We start from the raw sequence: 19,887 nt of genomic DNA, 5'->3' as shown, positions 1-19,887 counted from the left end.
AAGTATTTATTTACTTTAATAATTTTGCAACAATTTAATATTACAGAAAAAATAAAAAATTTAGATATACATGACTTAGAAGAAAATCTATTTCATTATCCATACGATAGTAAAAGTTTAAAATCATTATTCAGAAATAATATTTCTGAAGATAATCCAGCTTATATATCTTCATATAGCAGTTTTAGAGGTGAGGTTTATGAAAACGTAGTTTATGAACTCTTACTTCAATATGCTTATAGTGAAGAGCTGATTACTAGATTTGTACTAAAAGGTCCATATCAAGATAAAGAGAATGCTTTTATAAAAAGTGGACTTTTAATAGATAGAAGTGCTCAAATAGTATATAAATCGGCTTACAAAGATATTAGTGAGTTTGATGCTTTATTCTTTACTAAGGATTCAGTTTACTTTGTGGAAATGAGTACATCAAAAAAAACAGCTAGTTTAAATAAACGGCTTGTAAAAAAGTACGCACTTTTAAAGATGATATTTCCTACTTTAATAATTAGAGCACTTATCATAGTTACAAAAGGATCTGTAGGTTTACGGAATTTTCCTGATTATGCAACTGTTTGGGTTACTAAAGATTTAGATGATGATGATTTAATTAAAAGAATTATCTTTGCTAAAAAAACTAAGAAGAACAATACAACATTAATAGCTCAAAAACATAAAAAATATATTGAAACATATAGAGTAAAATATCAAAAATTTCAATATTTTCCAACATTAGAATGGATTTTAAATAAATCAAGATCTCATCCTAAATTTACTGTTGATTTAAAGTTTTTCTCTTCTGCTAAACTTGGATTGTTTTTTGATATTTATACAAAACTTTATATAGGTTATATTTTAAAAGATGACTTTTTGATTTTATATCCAGAGTTTAATCTTAAAGTTAGAACAAATAGGATTATTGTAACTATAGAAAAAGTTAATCAATCTGAACTTGATTTAGTATATTATGCTAAAGAAGAAAATGGTAAGTTAAAACGAATTAGACTTCAAGAAGATGAAGTTTCTATTAAAGATAAAGAGTTAGATGGCTTTACAAATGCTGAAGTTAGGTTCTTTATGAAAGTTTTAAAACCCGAACATATATTAGATGTATCAAATATAAATCATATAAAAGATAATTTACAATTAATAAAATAAAAAGAGTTAAACTCTTTTTATTTTATGCCCACTTTACAATTTATACATTAACCTTTTTTGAATTCTGTCATATCTGTAAATATCATCTCTAAATTGTATATTGTTATTTTCATCAACCCAAGATGTTAAATATACCATATGTACAGGTATTTTTTTCTTTAGTCCAATTTGTGTTTTCTCAACATCTTCTAAAATACTAGAAGCTTTTGTAAAGTCAAAATTATTATCTTCAGAAGCAATTACTTTTAATAACTCTTTTGGGCTTTCCAGTCTTATACAACCATGAGAAAGAGCTCTTTTTGTATAGTTAAAATATCTTTTTGCAGGAGTATCATGTAAATAGACGGCATATTTATTAGGGAACATAAATTTCATTCTTCCTAATGGGTTTCTATCACTTGGCATTTGTATAAATCTCATTGTAGGACCTTTTTGTGGTTCAATAACTTCTTCAATTTGTACTTCTTCTCCATCAATCATTGTAGTTGTTAGGTTTGTAGTAGCAACTCTATTTTCATCATATAGACTCCAATCAATTGAATCTAAATCAAATTCAGTTGAAGTATGGTCCCAGCTTTCAAATAGTTTAATATCTTTACCATGTAAGTAAGAAGGATTTTTTATTAGTTTAGGAATTATCTCTCTTTTTACAATTCTAGGAGGTATTCTCCAATATGGATTTAAAACAATATAAGACATTTTATTTGAAAAAATTGGAGTAGGATTTTTTCTAGTTCCAACTACAGTTTTCATATCTAATTTTACTTCATTGTTTTCATACATTTTTAGCCTAAAATCAGGGATATTAACTAATAAATATTTCTCACCCAATGCTCTTGGTAGCCATCTCATTCTTTCTAAATTAAGTCTCATTTTAAGAATTTTACTTTCAACTGAGATATTTAAATATTTTCTAGTTGTAGAACCAATAATTCCATCAGCTAGTAGTCCATGACTTTTTTGAAATGAGATAACAGCTTCTTTTAAGTCTTCATCATATATTTCACAATTATCAACTAAAGAAGTTTCCATTTGATAAGGGATAATTCCTTCATCTAATTGTACATCTCTTTTAACTTGTGAAATTGTATCCGGTGTAATAGTAGTTTGCATATCACATGTATTTACTTTTAAATCTTTACTTTGTAATAATCTTTCTCTTAAAATTTTAACAATACTTGAACTATCTCCAACTTTAAGTACTTTAAATTTTGGAAGTTTTATATATCCACCTTCACTTGCTAACTTTTCAAACTCTAATATAGTATTAGCTAACTCTTTTGCTTTGGGATAAGTATAATTTACTTCATTAAAAGCAACTGATAGATCATTCTCTAGTATTGCTGTTTTTAAAAGTTTTGCAGAATTTTTATTTACATTAAACTTTTCCCAATCAGCAAGAATTTCTTCTTTTTGGTCTAATTTTCTAAGTTCTCTTTTAAAACCTTTCCAATTAATATATCCCTTTGATAAATAGCTCATGTATTTATCATAAATACTAGTTAGCATAAAATCTATTTTTGCCATACTTTCCATGTATGAATCATTAGTTTTTTCTAGACTTTTCAGTTCTTTTAATATTCTGTCAAGATTAAATGCTTTTTTTACATTTGGCTTTAATACAGGGTCTTTTTTAATTGTTTCTAGTAAAGAAAGTGAAATATCTTTTATGCCATTTATATCACTCCAGATTAATTGATTATCAAAATTTTTATAGTAATTTCTAATTGATGTTTTAGATAAGAATGAGTTGGGTATTTTTTTATAAGACAGTAGTTCTTTCACAGTTTTAGTACTATTACTGACGAAGACTTCTTCTTCACTTGGTAATATATTTTCTACTTTTTTATATTTCTCAATTTGTACTACTTTTTCTATTTGAGATGGTTTAATATCTGTTGCAGCAAATAGTGAAGTACAAAGAAATAAAGTAGTAAATACAAACTTAGAATTGTACATAGGGTTTATCTCCAAATAAATTTATAATTTTTGCCTATTATAGTGAAAAAACAACTAAAATAGCTTTAATGATTATGATATATTTTAGTAAAAATATAAATAATTAGATATCTTATCTTATTGCTAATAATATTTTTTATTTTTTGAGAGTAAATGAGTATTTTTATAAAAAAATATTATAAATTTATTACAATTATTAATAAAAATACAAAAAATACTTTTTAGTAATAATAATTTTATAAAAAGAAGTTATAATATAAAATAATAAAAAATTAGGAGTTATATGAAGTTATTTTTTGGATGTATTAGTTTATTTGTTTTGGTGCTGTTCACTTTTTATTATATAAATTTGAATTTAGAAAAAACTATAGCTATTAATGGACTAATTAATCTTTCTCAAAATGAGAAAAATATAATTTATTCTGCAAAAAATGTAGAAGATAAAGATGATATTATTGAATTTTCTTTAAAAAAAGATAATGAAGTTTTTGTTATAAGTGGAAATGAAACTATAAGTGATGAAAAAGATGAAAAAGTAGTAACTATTAATATTAATAGACCTCATAAAGATGTTATTTTAATATTAAGTTCAAAGGATCAAACTAAATGGAACATAATTCCTAGTGATACTACAAATATAAAGCTTATCGTTTATAATAATCAAAATACAGTAGTTTCAAAGGAAGTAATTTATAAATATAAAAAAGAATTAAAATTAGATTTAAATGTAGAAAATATTGAATTTGTAGAATTACTAAAATATATAGGAAAAATAAGTCAAAAAGATAATATCGATTATTTTTATGGTAGTGAAATAATAGATTCTAAAATACAAATAGATAATATTGATTCTAATTCAAAATTTTCATTAAATTATTTAAATTCAAAAGAACCAAAGGTTAATTTCACATTTAATTTAATCTCAAATAATTATGATTTTATCCCCTTTACTTTACAAGGACCTATGAATAATAAAAATATATTAACTGAAATTAAAAATAATGTAACAAGTTCACCTGATAAAACAAAAATTTATGAAATAATAAAAAATGGCTTAAAAATAATAAATACAGCAACAAAAAAAGAAGTGATAAAACTTATGCCTATTCTTGGAAGAATTACTAAACCCAAAGGAATTGCCTATGATAACTTATCTGATATGGTTTATATTGCAAATAGAAATGGAGAATTTTATATTTTTGATGCTTTAGATGAATCTTGGAAATCAATTAGAAAATATATTGATGACTTTTCTATTAATTCTCTATCTTATGATAATTTAAGTAATACTTTTTTATCTTCAAATTGGAAAAAAAATGGAATTTTTGTTTTTGATCAAAAAGGTAATTTTAACACAGAATATAATTTAGATGATAAGTTACTAGGATTTAACTATCATTATAAAAAGACTTCTCCTCTTCCTCAACTTTATCTTGTTCCACATGGAGATGATATTGTTATTGTTTTAATAGATAAGTTTGTGCAAAAAATTTGGTTATTTAATAAACTTGAAAGAAAAGCTATTCTTACTTATAATTATATGGATTAAATTTATTTATAAGAAGAATTTGTTTTAAATCTTATATATTTTTTATCTTCATCTGTGCAAGAAATTTGAAAGGCAACCATCTTTTTAAAAGGGTTCAAGAACTCTTCAAGATATATGTTTTTAATATTTTCAATATCATGTTTATTTAATTGTTCCAATACACAAAGAGTTGATTCAATAGTTGATAAACAGTGTTCATTTGGTTGAGTTTTAATAGTAAAAATTGAAGATTTGTCGTGAGTAAAGCTAACTTTCTTTAAAGAGGCAAGGTTTTTGCTAAGTCTTAGCATTTTTTTAGAACAAGGCCAAGTAGAATCGATTATAAAAATCAATGCATTTTTTTTTGAACCTATTTTTTCATCATTTAGTTTAATAGAATTTTTACTAGGGTATAAAACAAAAGGTTCATATTCATTACTATTTATTAGTGTATTTATTCTCTCATTATTTGTAAAGTCAATTCCTACATGAAGTTCACAATTTTCTATTGAATTATTTGTTAAATGTCCTGTTCCATTTTTTGTTTTTTTAAACTCTTTTGGATGCATAAGAATTACAAATTTTGTATTTGTTTTTAAAGGTTTTATTATATGTTCGCACATACACGAACTTTTGGGTCTATAACATTTATAACATTTTTCTCTATTTTTAAAATCTTGCAAATTGAACTTTCTAATTAATTTATGAAATTATAGTCAAATATTTATTATATTTATAAGTATTTTGGATTATATGAATATAATTGCATAAATTTAAAAAAGTGAGAACCAATGATAATTCTAGAAGCAACTGGTGCAATTTTTTCTATAGCAGGTGCATATTTAATGTCTTTAAGTTCTAAAGAAAATACAAGACCTTTATATTTTGGATTTATTAGTTTTTTTATTTCTAATCTTGCATTATTAACTTTTTTTGTTTTAAATGGGAAAGTTCCTGTAATAATACAAATGATTTTATTTTTTATAACTGCAATTTTAGGAATTTATAAACTAACAAAAAACAAAAGAAGAGATGTCTCTATTATCAGTATAATTCTTATTATTTATAGTCTAATTTTAATTTCCACAATTTTACCAAAAATTGAAAATATTGATTTTAATATTTTAATTATAGATTTAATAGCTTCTTTAATTGCCATAGTTGGAAGTTTTTTACTTTCAAGTCCAAATCATATAATTCGATCTTACGCTTTTATTTGTTTTTTTGTAGCTGATATTATTTTTGTATATATAGGTTATACAAATACATATTACTTTTTTATGGTTCAATCAGTATTTTTTATATACACAAGTTCAAAAGGTTATTACAATACGATGAGAAGTGAAATTAATATACTTCTTGATAAATATAAAAAACTATAATTATATTGTATTTTATCCTTTAATAAAGAGCAAATATATGTATATAATCTCATATATTATTTTTAAGATAAAATTAAGAATTGTATAAGTATAATAATGATTATAAAGGATAAATAATGAATACTATAAATCCGAGTCAAACTAATCAATATTTGAATGCATTCAATGAAAATATGGCGAAAGCTTCTGAGCAAATAGCTAGTTCTAAAGAAGGATATACCGATATAGTTGAGAATAAAAATGATACTAAACTTCATCATGCAGCCGTTAATGTTTCAATTTCAACGCATAGTATTATGAATTATCTAAAAGTTAAAAGTGCAGAATCTATCCAGGGTAATACAAATGCACAGCAAATTTTAACAAACTTAGTTAATGGAAACGATGATTATATAAATTTTTTTAATGGAAAAACGACTGAAAGTGGATTATCTTTAGAATCAATTGGATATGAAGGTAAAGCTTTAAGTGAACTTACACAAGGTGAAGCAAAAGCTTTAGTTTCTAAAGGTGGTTTTTTTGGAATAGATGAAACATCTGCAAGAGTTACTTCTTTTGTCTTAAATATGACTGGAGATAATTTAGAAGCACTTCAAGAAAGCAGAAAAGGTTTAGTTCAAGGTTTTGAAGAAGCTAAAAAACTCTTCGGTGGAGAACTTCCTGATATTTCTGTTAAAACACAAGAAAAAAGTTTAGAAGTAATTGATGCTAAAATTGCAGAATTATTAAAAACTGATTCAGAAAAAGCTTTAGAGAAAGAAGTTTAAATAAACTATTAGTTATTATATACAATAAATTAAAAAGGTAGAATTTGGACCATTTAAACAAAAATATAGTAACTAAAAATAATCCTTCTTCAAAGATATATAATACAAATTTTGCATCAGCATTTTATTTCTTTGCTTTTCTTTCATTAATTGTTTTTGCTTTTTCAAGTTTAAGTAATATTTTAACACCCATTGCAATTGCAATTCTAATTTGGTTTTTAATTAATGCACTTGCAAATCAAATAAAACGACTTCCTTTTATGACTTCAAATTTTGGTGAATTTATCTCCATACCCTTATCTTTGATAATAATAGTAGTTTCTATGCTCCAAATTGGAAGTTTTATTGCTACTAGCATGGTTGAATTAAGTTCTACTATTGCCCAACTAGATGATAAATTCTATGCAATAATTGAAAAACTCTCAGTGTCAACTGGTTTTGATTTATCAGATAAATTTGAGAAGTTATTTGAGCAGTTTAGTATTGCCTCTTTAATAAATAAAGTAATTGCAGCGTTTAGTTCAATTGTTAGTAATATTATGCAAATTTTATTATATGTTTTATTTTTACTTTTAGATCAAAGGTTTTTTAATGCAAAAATAAATGCACTTTTTCCTAATTATGAGAATAGGGCAAAAGCTAAGGAAGTTTTATCTAGTGTTTCAAAGACTATTAGAATGTATATCTCAATTACTACCATCATTAGTTTAAGTACAGGTTTTTTAACATATTTAATTTGTGAATTTTTTTCTTTACAAGGTGCAGTTCTTTGGGGATTTTTAGCTTTTATTTTAAACTTTATTCCTTCAATTGGAAGTATAATTGCAGTTATAATTCCTACTATGTTTGCACTTATTCAATTTGCAGAACTTTCTGAAGTTATATTTTTTCTTATATCTTTAACAGCTATACAGTTTATTATTGGAAATGTAATTTATCCAAAACTAATGGGAAATAAATTAAATATATCTCAATTTGTTGTAATTTTATCACTTGTAATGTGGGGAGCTATGTGGGGGACTGTAGGAATGTTTTTATCAGTTCCCCTGATGATGATTCTTTTAATTATACTTTCTCAATTTGAAAATACAAAAGGAATGGCTATTTTAATCTCAGGAGATGGAAAAATATATTCAAATACCTAAAACCATAGTTTATTCTCCATTTAAGACGCTTAAAACAGTTGATCTACTAGTTTTAAGCTCTAAGCATATCTCTTTTATCTTTATCTCTCCAGTTTCATTATAATAGTTTTCATCATCAAGCATTTTTAAAATCAAATCTTTTTTTTCTAAAATATCTTCAGACGTAGCTTTTGTTTTAAAAGTTAGATCTTCTTTAGTCATTGTTTTTAGTGCTTGAATATCTTTTTTTATTGTAGGAGGTGTAACTTTTAGAAGAAGAGCTAATTCTTTTGGGTCTTCTATTCCATTTTGAATTAACTCTTTTAGAGCTATTCTTCTTGTTTTTATTTTTTTTCTTCTATGATAAGATATTTTCATTTCTTGCCTAGGATTAAGTACTTTTACTTTTTGCTTCCATGCCCATGGCCTGAAGAAGTTGAACTAACTCTGGTTACAAACTCTTCAAAGTTTTCTCCACCAAGATTATAAGCTTTTCCAAATCCAAAAACTGCTTCACCATAAAATGGTGTAAATTCAAAAAGATAGAAATCACCCATATTTTTCAACATATTTACCATATCATCACCAAACTTGGCTTGAAATTCATTTAAAATTTCTTCTTCTTTTTTTGTATCTTGTTCTAACATTAATGTTTCACATTGAATTGATACTCTTTTTTTAGCAAAGATATTAGAACAATCTTTTTCATCTTCACAGAAGAAAATAGATGAAGTACTATTTTCTCTTAAGTTTGTAGAGTGTTTTGCCATTAGTGAAAGGTATGTGTAGTATTTATGATTATATTTAACAAAAGGAGCATAAGATGAAAAAGGATTACCTTTCTCATCTAGTGAGCTTATTGTTAGACTTTGTATATTTTCTAAAAATTCGTTTAAGTTTTTTGCCATTATATTTCTTCCCATAAAATCTCTATTTTTGTATTATATATATCTTTTCGTCTTAGATTTAAACTAAATTCTTCAATTTCAAAATTATTTATTGAATACTCTTCATTTATTTCTGCTATTTGAACTTCTAATTTTTCTTTTAACTCTTCCATTTCATTTGATAAAACTTCAATATCTTCTTCAACAAATTTAATATCAGCTCTCTCTTTTAAAATACTTGAAGCCCCTCTTGCACTACTTGCTACTTTTCCAATATTTGTTTTACTTAATATTGATTTTCCAAAGAACGCACCAAGAATAGATGTTCCAATTGAAATAAGTGTGTTTGTTGTTTTTGCACTTGCTTGATTCTTCTCTTTCTCAAGTTTTACTAATAGTTTCTCAAGTTTTTTCTCTAAAGAGTTTTCTGCTTTTTCAAATTTTGTTTGAAGTTTCTCCACTTCTTCATCCATTTTTTCATTTAATCTATCTTGCACTCTTAATTTAAAATCTTTTATAGATTCATCTTGTTTTGAAGTAAGTTTTAGTGTTGTATTTTTAAATAAAATAAGTTTATTATTTCTATAAACATAGTCAGAGAAATCTTTTTGTACTTTTTTGATTTCTCTTTCATTTTGTAAAAAGCTTGGAACTTCATAATATGTACAATTGATTCTACTTTTTGTATCAAAAACCAAACCTTTCGTATCTTCTATTTCTTCAAAAGATATTTCACTTATTCTTTCATCTAAATATATTTTATAACTTAATTCTTCATTTTTATCTATATTTTTACTTGTATTTACAAAGTTAATACTACATGAACATAGTAAATAAGGTTGAAGTGAATACTCATTACTTTGTGAATTAAATAAATATTTTTCTTCTATAATTTTTGGTAAAATTGGCTTTGTAAAATCTTTTGATGATGTATTAGTTTTTGTATGTTTACTTTCTTTTACAGCTATTGTTTTCTTTTTTTTAGCTGTTTTTAGTTTTTCAATTTTATCTTTCATTAATTTTTTAATATCATCTTTAGAAATTGGACCTTTTAAATAAGATAAAACCCATCTAGTTTTAAATATCTTTATATTTTCCTCATTTATATTTTTCATAATAAATGTTCTTTTTTCAAGATTTAAAATAGTTCTTTCTAACTCTTTTTTATCAATTACTCCATCACTAGCTCCACTTAATCCATCAATTACTTTTTCTATATCTTGTTTTGTTTGAAGTCGTCCAATGAACCATGTTCCAATATTTGATAAACCTTTATAATCAATATCAACAGGGTTTTGTGTTGAAAGAATAACTCCTACACCAAATGACCTAGCTTGTTTTAAAAGTGTAAGCATTGGTTGTTTAGATGGTGGATTTTTTGATGGTGGAAAATATCCAAATATTTCATCCATATAAAGTAGGGCTTTAAGAGAAGATGTTCCTTCTTGTCTTCTCATCCATGAAACCATTTGATTTAATAGCAGTGATACAAAAAACATTCTTTGAGAATCATTTAAGTGTGCAATTGAAAAGATTGAAACTTTTGCTTTTCCATTTTCATCATATAATAAATTTGAAATATTTAAAGCTTCTCCTTCTATCCAATTTTTAAAAGAAGGGTTTGCAATAATTGTATTTAGTTTTAATGCTAATTTTAATCTATCATCTTGTGCAAAAAATGTTTCTAAATCAAAAATTCCAACTTTTGAAAAAGGAGGTGTTACAATCAAAGAAATTAACTCTTCTAGTGTTAAGTCTTTACTTTGAGAATATGCATTCATAAAAATGGAAGATAATAAAATACTCTCTTTTGATGATGCATCATTTTTAATATCAACAAGTGATAATAAAGAAGAAACAGTTGAAGTAATAAGTGAACTTAAAATATCATGATCTTCTAATACTTCTTTTCCTGGCGCTTTAAATGAAGATAAAATAGAAATAGGAACGCCAGCAGTACTTCCAGGTGTATAAATAGTAAAATCAGCAGAATCTTTTAACTTTTGAATTCTTTCTTTATTTTGAAAGTCTCCTTTTATTCCATTTTCCCAAAGTCTAGCAGTTTTTTCTGCTTGTTCATCAAGGCTAATACCATTATTAATTGCATCTTGTTCTTCAATCCATGGCTTAAAATCCTTTGCTTGTAAGTTAGGAAAGGTTAAAAGTAAATTTCCCATATCACCTTTGGGATCTATAATAATTGAAGGTATATTATCAATAGCAGCTTCTTCTAATAATGAAATTCCAAGACCAGTTTTACCACTTCCTGTCATTCCAATAATTGCAGCATGTGTTCTTAAATCTTTATTTTTATAAATTAAAGGAACAGTTGTTTGCTCATCAATTTTTTCTTTTCCAATATAAAAAAGTTTTAGTTTTTCATAATCAATAGTGCTATTCATAATAGACCTTTTATAAGTTTTTAGTGTAATTTTTTGATATTATAGCAAAAAAAAAGTGAATGCCTAAAGTCTAGACATCCACTTTTATTATACAGTTAATTTAGAATTCTTTTATGCTTCAGTAACTTCCGCATCAGCAGCATCTGCTTTAAGCTCAGCAATTGCTGCTGTTCTTTCTTGCTCATTTACAAATAAAGCACTAGTTCCTACAATTTGACCATTTGTTGCTTTAATATTAAAGAAAAATTTTCCATTTGTAGATTCTTTAAATTCATATCTAGCATCATCTTGACAGTTTTTTCTAACAGATTCAATACCATTTTTAGCACTTGGTTTTTGAGCGTAGTTTTCACTCTTAACAATTGTTTTACCTTCTGCATTTACAAAAATAAATGAGAATGGTTCTTTTGCATCACTTTTTCTTAAGTTAATAGTCATATTATATTCCTTAGTTTTTTTATATTGTATATATTTATTCTAGTTAAAAATAATTTAAAAATTTCTTATTTAAAAGAACTTCTTAGCCATTCCCATTAAATCATCAACAACAGAACCATCATTATCTTGATCAATAAAGTTTGTTAACATTGATGTAATATCATTTGTATTAGATGTATCTGTAGCACCTAAATTTGTTTTTTGATTTAACGCACCCATTACAAGAGGTGCTAACATAGGTAGTAAAGATGCTATTGATGAAGAATCTATTCCACTTTTTGCACTTAATTCATTTGCAACATCACTTTCATTTGTATTTAATGATGAGAATAATTCACCTAACATGTTTGAGTTATCTGAATTATCAATTGCTTCAGGGTTGTTTTTTAATGAATCTAAATCTGTTTTAGAAATCATATCAATTAAATTTCCAGAATCATTTTCACTAGCTAAATTTTGCTTTGCACCATCAACTAATTGTGGAGCTACTTGAGATACTATATCTTGAATTGAATTTGTATCAATTCCAGTCTTTGCAGAAATAGTACCTAATATATTTTCATCTAAACCATTTTTTAAAATTGTTTCTAAAATATTCATAAGATACCTTTTTATATTTTTGGTATTCTGATCATTTGACCAGGATATATTAAATTCATATCTTTAATAACTTCTCTATTTGCTTCAAATATTGCATTATAATGATTTGAACTACCATAGAATTTTTTAGAAACTTTTGATAAATTATCACCTGATTTAATTTCATAATATTGATCTTCAGGATTTGCACCTTCAAATGTAACTTCTTTTATTCCTTTAATATTTCCAGCAATTAAAGCAGCTTTTGCTTTTGTATTAGCATCTGCATCTCCTGATAATACAATTGTATCACCATCAATTTTTACATCAAGACCTTCAATTGGCATTGTTGAACTATTTTCTTCTATCTCTTTTTTGATATTCTCTTCATCATTACCAAGACCTAGTAATTTTTTCCCAGCATCTAGTGCGAAAGAAAGTAAACTCATTATATTCTCCTAATTTTTAAATTTATAATTAAAAATATTATAACATAATAATAGTATGATAATTGTGTATTAAGTGTTTTATAAAGATAATATATACAGAAATTAATCTGTATATATTAGAAGTGATTAGTCTAGAATAATTCTAGAATTAATATTTTGGATAGGTCTATTATTAGTAGGCATCGCAGCATCAAAATCAGCTAATTGACTTTTTGAAATTGATACTGGTGTTTTTAATACAAACCATTTAACACCTTCTGAACATGGAGGAGTTGTTAATGAACCATTGAATCTATAGTAGTCTTGATTTGATGGTAAAATATCATATCCTAAAACTTCAGATTTAAGTTTATTATTGTCACCTACATTTTCTGGCATGTTTCTTAATAATTTATTTAAAACAATATTGTCTTCACCTAATTCAAACATAACACCAACAACAGCCAAATTTCCCGCACTATTTGCATGAACTAAGTGTGCTTCCATTGGATATGAAACTCCATTAATTTGATTTTCACTAGGTGTATGAAAATGAATTTGTTTTAAATAGTATTTTTGATTATCTATAGTTAAAGAGTTTGCACTAGTAAAGTTTACCTGTACAGAATGCCCATTATTAGCGAATGATGTAGCTTTTGCAGTACCTTCAAATGATAATGGATTTAATTGTGCATCTATGGCATTAGTAATATTGATTGGTGATTGGTTTAATCCATCTTCACACATTCTATATTTTTCATCAAGATTTGCCCATTCTTTTGGTCCTAAATCTTCAGCATATTCCCAATGTGCACCTTTTTCTTCATGTTTATCACCACTTACCATAAGGGCAATTATAACTACAATAAAAATACTAATTATAGTGTTCTTTAAGCTCATTTATGTTCCTTTTCTTTTTCTTTTCTTTTTGCTTTCATTTTATTTAAAGCAAGGATTCTCATATCTGCAGTTGTATCTGATTCATCCATAATTTCTAAACCTAATAATGTCTCAATACAGTCTTCTAGAGTAACAATTCCTTCCGTTTGATCATATGAGTCGTAAACAACAAACATATGTTCTTTTTTATGAATGAACATGTTTAAAGCTTTTGATACTGGTATATTCTCATTAATTGGAATAACTGGTTTCATTATAGATTCAACCAAAACATCTTTGTCTATAAGAGCTTGTTTAAACAATTTCTTTGTTAATACAATACCAATGATATTATCAATAGTATCTGCATAAACAGGAACTCTCGAAAATTTAAAAGTTCTTTTATCTTCAATAATATCCTTAATTGGTGTATTTTTATCTATTGCATACATTACAGATCTAGGTGTTAAAATTTCTCTTACTTTCATATTATTTAAAGTAAGTGTATTTTCAATAATATCAGATTCTAAATCACCAATTATACCTTCTTCTTCACTTAACAATGTAGAGTGAATTAACTCTTCTCTTGATATTGTATCTGTGATGTTTGAACCAATTTTTTTTGTTACAAATTGTGTAATTAAAATAATTGGATATGTAATAAATATAAATATATTAATAATTCTTGCTGCATATGGTGCTAATTGTTTCCAATAAACTGCTCCAATTGTTTTAGGTATTATTTCTGCAAAAAATAAAATCATAAATGTTAAAACAATTGAAACAACCATTACAAGTGTTTTATCACCTTCAAAAACATTTTGTGCTTGAACTCCAATTGCAGTTGCACCTAAAGTATTTGCAATGGTGTTTAGTATAAGAATTGAAGCAATTGAAACATCTATGTCAGTTTTTAGTTTTTTTAGTAATTGTCCTGCAACCTTATTCTTTTTTTCAAGAACAGAAACATATGCTGGATTTGTAGAAAGTAGAATTGATTCTAAAATAGAACATAAAAAAGACACTCCTACAACAGCAACAAATAGAAAGATTAAAATATCCATTTTTTCTCACTTATGATAAAATCACACCTCTGGGAACTATCTTCCAATAAAAACTCCTTTGTTATCCGAAAATTAATAGCTAATAATATCAAAATAAGCTTAATAAATATTTTTTTTGACAAAATATTTGAAAATGATGTATAATTATATTAAGAGTTAAATTCTTTTAAAGATAGGAGCTTATTATGGAGTATGGATTAATATCTAATATTGATCAGTTTAGTGACAATAAACTTTTACAAGCACAACAAATTCAATCAATTAATACGAGTTCTAAACTTGACCAACAATCTAAATTAGAAGAAGTAGAAAAAGAAGTTTTTTTAAATACTAGTTCACTTTCAAATGTAGAGAAAACAACAAGTGAAGCGACAAAAGAACATCATGAAATAGTTTTAACAAATACAAATTTTGGTTTTAATGATTCTTCAAAAGATTTTTTTGTAAAAGCAGTTAGAGGAAATAGTGAGAATCAATATCCTACTGAAGATATGATGCGATTAAAAACTTACTTAATGGGATTAAATTAATCCAATTAAGTTTTTAAACTAGAAGCTAAAACAACTTGATTTCTACCTTGTTGTTTTGCTTTATATAGTGCATTATCTGTATTTGCTAAAATTTCTTTTAAGGTTAAATTTTTTTGTGCTTCAGAAACTCCAAATGAGGCTGTGATTTTTCTTATTTTAAAATCATATCCTTCAATAAGTTTTTTAAGTCTTAAAGCAATTAAATAAGCATCTTTCTCCGTAGTATTTTTACAAATGATTAAGAATTCTTCTCCACCCCATCTACCAATTTCATCATTTTTATTAAGACTATTTTTTAATAGTTTTGAAAGTTCAATTAAAACTTTATCTCCTTCTAAATGTCCATGAATATCATTTACTTCTTTAAAGTGATCAATATCTAAAAGAATTAATGAATACTTTTGGTTTTTTGAATCATTTAAAAGCTCATCTAACCTTCTTCTATTGTGAAGATCTGTTAATGAATCAGTAATTGAAAGTTTTTTTAGCTTTTTATTATATTTTCTTAAATCTTTTTGTTTAAATGAATAAAATAAAATTGCAAGTAAAACTAAAACTAATATTTGAATTAAATATTCATATCCTACAAAAGTCTTATCAAACTTTACAATAAGCCATTCTCTAATAATGTTATTTTTATCTTCAGGGCTTAACATAGCAATATGCTTATTCATAATGGATTGTAACTCTTTGTAATCTTTTCTAATCATAAATGATACTTGTACTTTATGTTCACTAGTTCCTGAAATTTTAAGATTATAGTAACCATTTACTGAAATTAAATGTGCAATTGTTGGTAGAATATCTACAGCTGCTTCAACTTTTCCAGCACTTAAAAGTTCTAATGCTTCTTTAGTATTTTTAACTAACACAAAATCTATTTTTGGAAAATGTTCTTTTAATATGTTGTGAGAACTGTAATTTTCTCCAACAGCAACTCTTTTACCTTCTAAAAAAGAAGCATTAGGAATAAATCTTTTATCATATAGTGTTGCAAATGCAATAGGAAAAGAGATATATGCACTAGTAAAATTAGCATATTCTAATTTATTTCTATCATAAGATGTACCAATTGTAATATCAGCTTCTTTGTTTTTTATAGAAGCTAATACATGATTCCAATTTCTTGCTGTAATAATTTCAGAATTAATATTAGCGCGTTCTTTTATTATATTCCAAAAATCAATAGCAATTCCAGCTAGTTGATCTTTATCATTATACATATTAATTGGTGCCCATGTATTTGATGTGATAACTTTTACTTTTGTATTTCGTAAAAAAGCTTCTTCTTTAGGTGTAAGCTTTACATAATCTATTGTTTCATCTGCTAGTAATGAGTTTGATAATATTAAAAATAATAATAAAATCTTTATTCTATTCATATAATTGAACCTTTGAGTTAATCTTTGATTATAGCATATTTAAAATAAATTTAGATTTTAACTGAAGCATTTTTCATAATTAATAATTTTTTTGCATCATAAAATCTATTTTTATTTTCCAATGAAACTTTATCTAATAATGGCATATATTTATTAAAAACGGGCCAGACTTTTTGATATCCAGAAGGTCTATTCTTCTCAAAATATAATGCTAATGCAGTTGCACCATTTATTAAACCTTTTAAAACTAGGGCTTTATCTTTTTCTCCAAGTTTCTTATACATATTCCAGTCATCTTCTAATAATTCATGTGCTTCAACAAAAAAATTATTCTCAACTGCATAAATAAACCTATCAATAGCAAGTAATTGTGTAAATTTTGTTTTATCATACATTTATTTTATTTCTTTTGCTAAATAATATCCAGTATGTGAACCAGATTTTTTATGATTTGCAGCAACTTGTTCAGGTGTTCCTTCATCAACTAATAAACCACCTTTATTTCCACCTTCTGGACCCATATCTATTACCCAGTCAGAGTTTTTAACAACATCTAAATTATGTTCAATAACAATAACAGAATTCCCTAAATCAACAAGATGGTGTAATACTTTTGTAAGTCTATCAACATCAGCAAAATGAAGTCCAGTTGTTGGTTCATCTAAAATATATAAAGTGTTTCCTGTATCTTTTTTACTTAATTCTTTACTTAGTTTGATTCTTTGTGCTTCACCACCTGAAAGAGTAACAGCATTTTGTCCTAAAGTAATATATCCAAGACCAACATCACTTAATGTTTGAAGTTTTGCATGAATCTTTGGAATTTTTACAAAGAATTCAACAGCTTCATCTACACTCATATTTAAAACATCAGAGATACTTTTCCCTTTGTATAAAATTTCTAAAGTTTGTGCATTATATCTTTGACCTAGACAATCATCACATTTAACCATAATATCTGGCAAGAAGTGCATTTCTATTTTAATTTCACCTTCACCTTGACATTTTTCACATCTTCCACCTTTTACATTAAAAGAAAAACGTCCAATTTTATAACCTCTAATTTCTGCTTCTTTTGTTTTAGAGAATAATAGCCTTAATTCATCCATTAAACCTGTGTATGTTGCTGGGTTTGAACGTGGAGTTCTTCCTATTGGACTTTGATCAAGATAAATTACTTTATCTAATTTTTCTAAACCTTCTATTTCAACACCATCAACTTTTTTAACTTTTCTTGCATGGTTTAACAACTCTTTTGCAACAGGTAATAGTGTTTGTAAAATAAGTGATGATTTACCACTTCCTGAAACACCGGTTATTGCACATAAATTTTTAAGAGGTATTTGAAGACTTAAATCTTTTATATTATTAATAGTTACATTTTTGATTTTTATAAAATCTTCTTGAGGTCTATTGTGAATATAAGAAATTTGTTTTTCACCAGTTAGGTATTTTGCAGTTAAAGTTTTAGCTTTTAACATTTGTTTTAATGTTCCATCAAATACAATCTCTCCACCAAATTTTCCTGCAAAGGGACCAATATCTACAATATAATCAGCGGCTTCAATAGTTTCTTTATCGTGCTCAACTACAATTACAGTATTTCCTTTTTCTTGTAAGGCACGAAGTGTTTTAATAAGCTTGTTAGTATCTCTTTCATGTAAGCCAATTGAAGGTTCATCTAAAACATACATAACACCAGTAAGTCCAGAACCAATTTGTGAGGCAACTCTAATTCTTTGAGCCTCACCTCCAGAAATTGTTCTCGCATCTCGACCTAATGTAATATATCCAAGTCCTACATCATATAAAAAATAGACTCTTTCTTGAACTTCTTTTAATATAGGTTTTGCAATTAATTTACTTTGCTCTGATAAATATTTAAAGTTTTCATCATCTTGAAAAAATTTATGAGAATCTTCAATTGGAATATTTAAAATATCTCCTATTGTTTTACCTGCAACATAAACATTTTGAGATGAAGGTTTTAATCTATTTCCATTACAATCATCACAGGCTTTTTCAGTCATGTATTCAGCCATCTCTTTTTCATCTTTTACCATGTCATAAGCAATTTTTACAACACCTTCCCATTTTCTCTTAAGAGTATGTTTTTTCCATACAAATTTTGCTTCTTCAATACCACCATGTAAAATTGCTTTTCTTTGGTATTCTTCTAACTCTTTAAATGGAATGGTCATATCAATATTAGCTGCTTCACAAAAAGCAGTAAGCATTTTAAAATAAAATCCTTTGTTAAAACCATAGATTACTCTTACAGCACCTTCTTCAATTGGAAGTTCTTCGTTTATCACTTTTTTCATATCAAGCGCATATCTAATACCTAAACCATCACAAGAACTACAAGCACCTTTTGGTGAGTTAAAAGAAAAAGATAAAGGTTCTAAAGGTTCAAATGAGATTTTACAATCAAAACATGCCATATGCTCAGAATAATGAATATGCTTTTCAACTCCGACGTCTTCGTGATTTAATACTTCAATCTCAAGTTCCCCAAAACTCTCTTTTAAACCTTTTTCAACATCTTGTGCAATTCTTTCTTTATTTTCTTCTTTTACTACAACTCTATCAATTACTACTTTTATTGTATGCATTTTTGATTTACCAAGTTCTATTTCTTCATCAAGTCTTATCATAACTCCATCAATCATAGCTCTTACATAACCTTTACCTCTTAAAGATTCAAGTAAATCAGCAAAAGTACCTTTTTTTCTATTAATTAGTGGGGCAAGGATTACAATTTTTGAGTTTTCTGGAAGTGTTAAAACTTGTGAAATTACATCAGATGCACTCATTTGAGAAATTGGCTTACCACATTTGTGACAGTGTTGTTTTCCAATTCTTGCATATAAAAGTCTTAAGTAGTCATAAACTTCAGTAATTGTTCCAACAGTTGAACGTGGATTTTTTGAAGTTGTTTTTTGGTCAATTGCAATTGCAGGTGTTAATCCTTCAATTCTTTCAACATCAGGTTTTCCTACTTTATCTAAGAATTGTCTAGCATAAGCAGATAAAGATTCAATATATCTTCTTTGTCCTTCTGCATAAAGTGTATCAAATGCAAGAGTAGATTTCCCAGAACCTGATAGTCCTGTAAATACGATTAGTTTATTTTTTGGTATTTCTAAATTAATATTTTTTAAGTTGTTCTCTTTAGCGTTAAAAATCTTTATAGTATCAGTCATAATTATATTAGCCTTTAAATTTTTGAAGCTAATATTATATTATACTCTTAGATAATTATGGATTAAATCTCTTATGCTTTTATATAAATTATAAACTTAAGTTTTAATCGAAGAATTTTAATTATTTATAATTAATTATTAAAGGAAATTTAGATACTTTTTAATTAATAAAAA

Annotated in this window: 19 protein-coding genes; 6 read left to right on the top strand and 13 right to left on the bottom strand. The window is 25.9% G+C overall.

Annotated elements, in window-relative coordinates; genetic code table 11:
* Positions 1–24 precede the first annotated feature (24 nt).
* Positions 25–1,158: a hypothetical protein gene (locus KO488_RS02730; RefSeq protein WP_228318979.1), complete on the top strand. Its 1,134-nt coding sequence runs from the start codon at positions 25–27 to the stop codon at positions 1,156–1,158.
* Between the two features lie 33 nt (positions 1,159–1,191).
* Here the strand turns inward: KO488_RS02730 and KO488_RS02725 are convergent, their stop codons facing one another.
* Entirely contained in the window at positions 1,192–3,117 is a 1,926-nt protein-coding gene (locus KO488_RS02725) for a L,D-transpeptidase family protein (RefSeq protein ID WP_216057251.1), read from the bottom strand.
* A 283-nt stretch (positions 3,118–3,400) separates the two neighbouring features.
* On the opposite strand from KO488_RS02725, the gene KO488_RS02720 reads away from it, so the two are divergent.
* A complete protein-coding gene (locus KO488_RS02720) occupies positions 3,401–4,666 on the top strand; it encodes a hypothetical protein (RefSeq protein ID WP_216057250.1) in 1,266 nt (421 codons plus the stop codon).
* A 2-nt stretch (positions 4,667–4,668) separates the two neighbouring features.
* Here KO488_RS02720 and KO488_RS02715 read toward each other — a convergent pair whose 3' ends face one another.
* Complete coding sequence (locus KO488_RS02715; protein ID WP_216057249.1) at positions 4,669–5,328, bottom strand: tRNA-uridine aminocarboxypropyltransferase; 660 nt, start codon at positions 5,326–5,328, stop codon at positions 4,669–4,671.
* Positions 5,329–5,436: 108 nt separating this feature from the next.
* On the opposite strand from KO488_RS02715, the gene KO488_RS02710 reads away from it, so the two are divergent.
* The 3 genes from KO488_RS02710 to KO488_RS02700 all read left to right on the top strand — a co-directional run bounded on the left by KO488_RS02710 (position 5,437) and on the right by KO488_RS02700 (position 7,939).
* On the top strand, positions 5,437–6,027 hold the full coding sequence (locus tag KO488_RS02710) for a hypothetical protein (protein WP_216057248.1): 591 nt from the start codon (positions 5,437–5,439) through the stop codon (positions 6,025–6,027).
* Positions 6,028–6,143: 116 nt separating this feature from the next.
* Positions 6,144–6,794, top strand: a complete 651-nt coding sequence (locus tag KO488_RS02705; RefSeq protein ID WP_216057247.1) for a hypothetical protein — start codon at positions 6,144–6,146, stop codon at positions 6,792–6,794.
* Between the two features lie 44 nt (positions 6,795–6,838).
* A complete protein-coding gene (locus KO488_RS02700; protein ID WP_228318978.1) occupies positions 6,839–7,939 on the top strand; it encodes an AI-2E family transporter in 1,101 nt (366 codons plus the stop codon).
* Positions 7,940–7,948: 9 nt separating this feature from the next.
* Here the strand turns inward: KO488_RS02700 and KO488_RS02695 are convergent, their stop codons facing one another.
* The 8 genes from KO488_RS02695 to KO488_RS02660 form a co-directional block, all read right to left on the bottom strand.
* A complete protein-coding gene (locus KO488_RS02695) occupies positions 7,949–8,296 on the bottom strand; it encodes a hypothetical protein (RefSeq protein WP_216057246.1) in 348 nt (115 codons plus the stop codon).
* A gap of 23 nt (positions 8,297–8,319) precedes the next feature.
* Positions 8,320–8,841, bottom strand: coding sequence for a HugZ family protein (locus KO488_RS02690; RefSeq protein WP_216057245.1), 522 nt, complete (start codon positions 8,839–8,841; stop codon positions 8,320–8,322).
* Positions 8,826–11,207: an ATP-binding protein gene (locus tag KO488_RS02685; protein ID WP_216057244.1), complete on the bottom strand. Its 2,382-nt coding sequence runs from the start codon at positions 11,205–11,207 to the stop codon at positions 8,826–8,828. The genes KO488_RS02690 and KO488_RS02685 overlap by 16 nt, the downstream gene beginning before the upstream one ends.
* Before the next feature lie 111 nt (positions 11,208–11,318).
* The gene (locus tag KO488_RS02680) at positions 11,319–11,645 is read right to left on the bottom strand and encodes a YegP family protein (RefSeq protein WP_216057243.1); all 327 of its coding nucleotides are present in this window, start codon (positions 11,643–11,645) and stop codon (positions 11,319–11,321) included.
* Positions 11,646–11,714: 69 nt separating this feature from the next.
* Positions 11,715–12,245 (bottom strand): DUF937 domain-containing protein, encoded by a 531-nt coding sequence (locus KO488_RS02675; protein WP_216057242.1) that lies wholly within the window; start codon positions 12,243–12,245, stop codon positions 11,715–11,717.
* An 11-nt stretch (positions 12,246–12,256) separates the two neighbouring features.
* The gene (locus KO488_RS02670) at positions 12,257–12,673 is read right to left on the bottom strand and encodes a LysM peptidoglycan-binding domain-containing protein (RefSeq protein WP_216057241.1); all 417 of its coding nucleotides are present in this window, start codon (positions 12,671–12,673) and stop codon (positions 12,257–12,259) included.
* Positions 12,674–12,799: 126 nt separating this feature from the next.
* Entirely contained in the window at positions 12,800–13,552 is a 753-nt protein-coding gene (locus KO488_RS02665) for a carbonic anhydrase (RefSeq protein ID WP_216057240.1), read from the bottom strand.
* Positions 13,549–14,595: a CNNM domain-containing protein gene (locus KO488_RS02660; protein WP_216057239.1), complete on the bottom strand. Its 1,047-nt coding sequence runs from the start codon at positions 14,593–14,595 to the stop codon at positions 13,549–13,551. Before KO488_RS02660 ends, KO488_RS02665 begins: the two co-directional genes overlap by 4 nt.
* Positions 14,596–14,780: 185 nt before the next feature.
* On the opposite strand from KO488_RS02660, the gene KO488_RS02655 reads away from it, so the two are divergent.
* Positions 14,781–15,125: a hypothetical protein gene (locus KO488_RS02655; protein WP_216057238.1), complete on the top strand. Its 345-nt coding sequence runs from the start codon at positions 14,781–14,783 to the stop codon at positions 15,123–15,125.
* Between the two features lie 5 nt (positions 15,126–15,130).
* On the opposite strand, the gene KO488_RS02650 is transcribed toward KO488_RS02655, so the two are convergent.
* From KO488_RS02650 to uvrA, 3 genes are read right to left on the bottom strand one after another with little or no spacing between them, the layout of a single operon-like run.
* Complete coding sequence (locus tag KO488_RS02650) at positions 15,131–16,507, bottom strand: diguanylate cyclase (protein WP_216057237.1); 1,377 nt, start codon at positions 16,505–16,507, stop codon at positions 15,131–15,133.
* 50 nt (positions 16,508–16,557) lie between these two features.
* Entirely contained in the window at positions 16,558–16,902 is a 345-nt protein-coding gene (locus KO488_RS02645) for a DUF309 domain-containing protein (protein ID WP_216057236.1), read from the bottom strand.
* Positions 16,903–19,713: an excinuclease ABC subunit UvrA gene (gene uvrA, locus KO488_RS02640; RefSeq protein ID WP_216057235.1), complete on the bottom strand. Its 2,811-nt coding sequence runs from the start codon at positions 19,711–19,713 to the stop codon at positions 16,903–16,905.
* Positions 19,714–19,887: the final 174 nt, after the last annotated feature.

The organism is Poseidonibacter lekithochrous, assembly GCF_018861145.1.
GTDB lineage: Bacteria > Campylobacterota > Campylobacteria > Campylobacterales > Arcobacteraceae > Poseidonibacter > Poseidonibacter lekithochrous_A.
The sequence above is the reverse complement of the archived record's forward strand: the minus strand, read 5'-3'. Positions and strand labels throughout refer to the sequence as shown.

Excerpts from the sequence above, each read along its gene's own strand:
- KO488_RS02725 (WP_216057251.1), bottom strand. The coding sequence starts at position 3,117 with ATGTACAATTCTAAGTTTGTATTTACTACTTTATTTCTTTGTACTTCA.
- KO488_RS02720 (WP_216057250.1), top strand. The coding sequence starts at position 3,401 with ATGAAGTTATTTTTTGGATGTATTAGTTTATTTGTTTTGGTGCTGTTC.
- KO488_RS02710 (WP_216057248.1), top strand. The coding sequence starts at position 5,437 with ATGATAATTCTAGAAGCAACTGGTGCAATTTTTTCTATAGCAGGTGCA.
- KO488_RS02705 (WP_216057247.1), top strand. The coding sequence starts at position 6,144 with ATGAATACTATAAATCCGAGTCAAACTAATCAATATTTGAATGCATTC.
- KO488_RS02695 (WP_216057246.1), bottom strand. The coding sequence starts at position 8,296 with ATGAAAATATCTTATCATAGAAGAAAAAAAATAAAAACAAGAAGAATA.
- KO488_RS02690 (WP_216057245.1), bottom strand. The coding sequence starts at position 8,841 with ATGGGAAGAAATATAATGGCAAAAAACTTAAACGAATTTTTAGAAAAT.
- KO488_RS02685 (WP_216057244.1), bottom strand. The coding sequence starts at position 11,207 with ATGAATAGCACTATTGATTATGAAAAACTAAAACTTTTTTATATTGGA.
- KO488_RS02680 (WP_216057243.1), bottom strand. The coding sequence starts at position 11,645 with ATGACTATTAACTTAAGAAAAAGTGATGCAAAAGAACCATTCTCATTT.
- KO488_RS02675 (WP_216057242.1), bottom strand. The coding sequence starts at position 12,245 with ATGAATATTTTAGAAACAATTTTAAAAAATGGTTTAGATGAAAATATA.
- KO488_RS02670 (WP_216057241.1), bottom strand. The coding sequence starts at position 12,673 with ATGAGTTTACTTTCTTTCGCACTAGATGCTGGGAAAAAATTACTAGGT.
- KO488_RS02665 (WP_216057240.1), bottom strand. The coding sequence starts at position 13,552 with ATGAGCTTAAAGAACACTATAATTAGTATTTTTATTGTAGTTATAATT.
- KO488_RS02660 (WP_216057239.1), bottom strand. The coding sequence starts at position 14,595 with ATGGATATTTTAATCTTTCTATTTGTTGCTGTTGTAGGAGTGTCTTTT.
- KO488_RS02655 (WP_216057238.1), top strand. The coding sequence starts at position 14,781 with ATGGAGTATGGATTAATATCTAATATTGATCAGTTTAGTGACAATAAA.
- KO488_RS02650 (WP_216057237.1), bottom strand. The coding sequence starts at position 16,507 with ATGAATAGAATAAAGATTTTATTATTATTTTTAATATTATCAAACTCA.
- KO488_RS02645 (WP_216057236.1), bottom strand. The coding sequence starts at position 16,902 with ATGTATGATAAAACAAAATTTACACAATTACTTGCTATTGATAGGTTT.
- uvrA (WP_216057235.1), bottom strand. The coding sequence starts at position 19,713 with ATGACTGATACTATAAAGATTTTTAACGCTAAAGAGAACAACTTAAAA.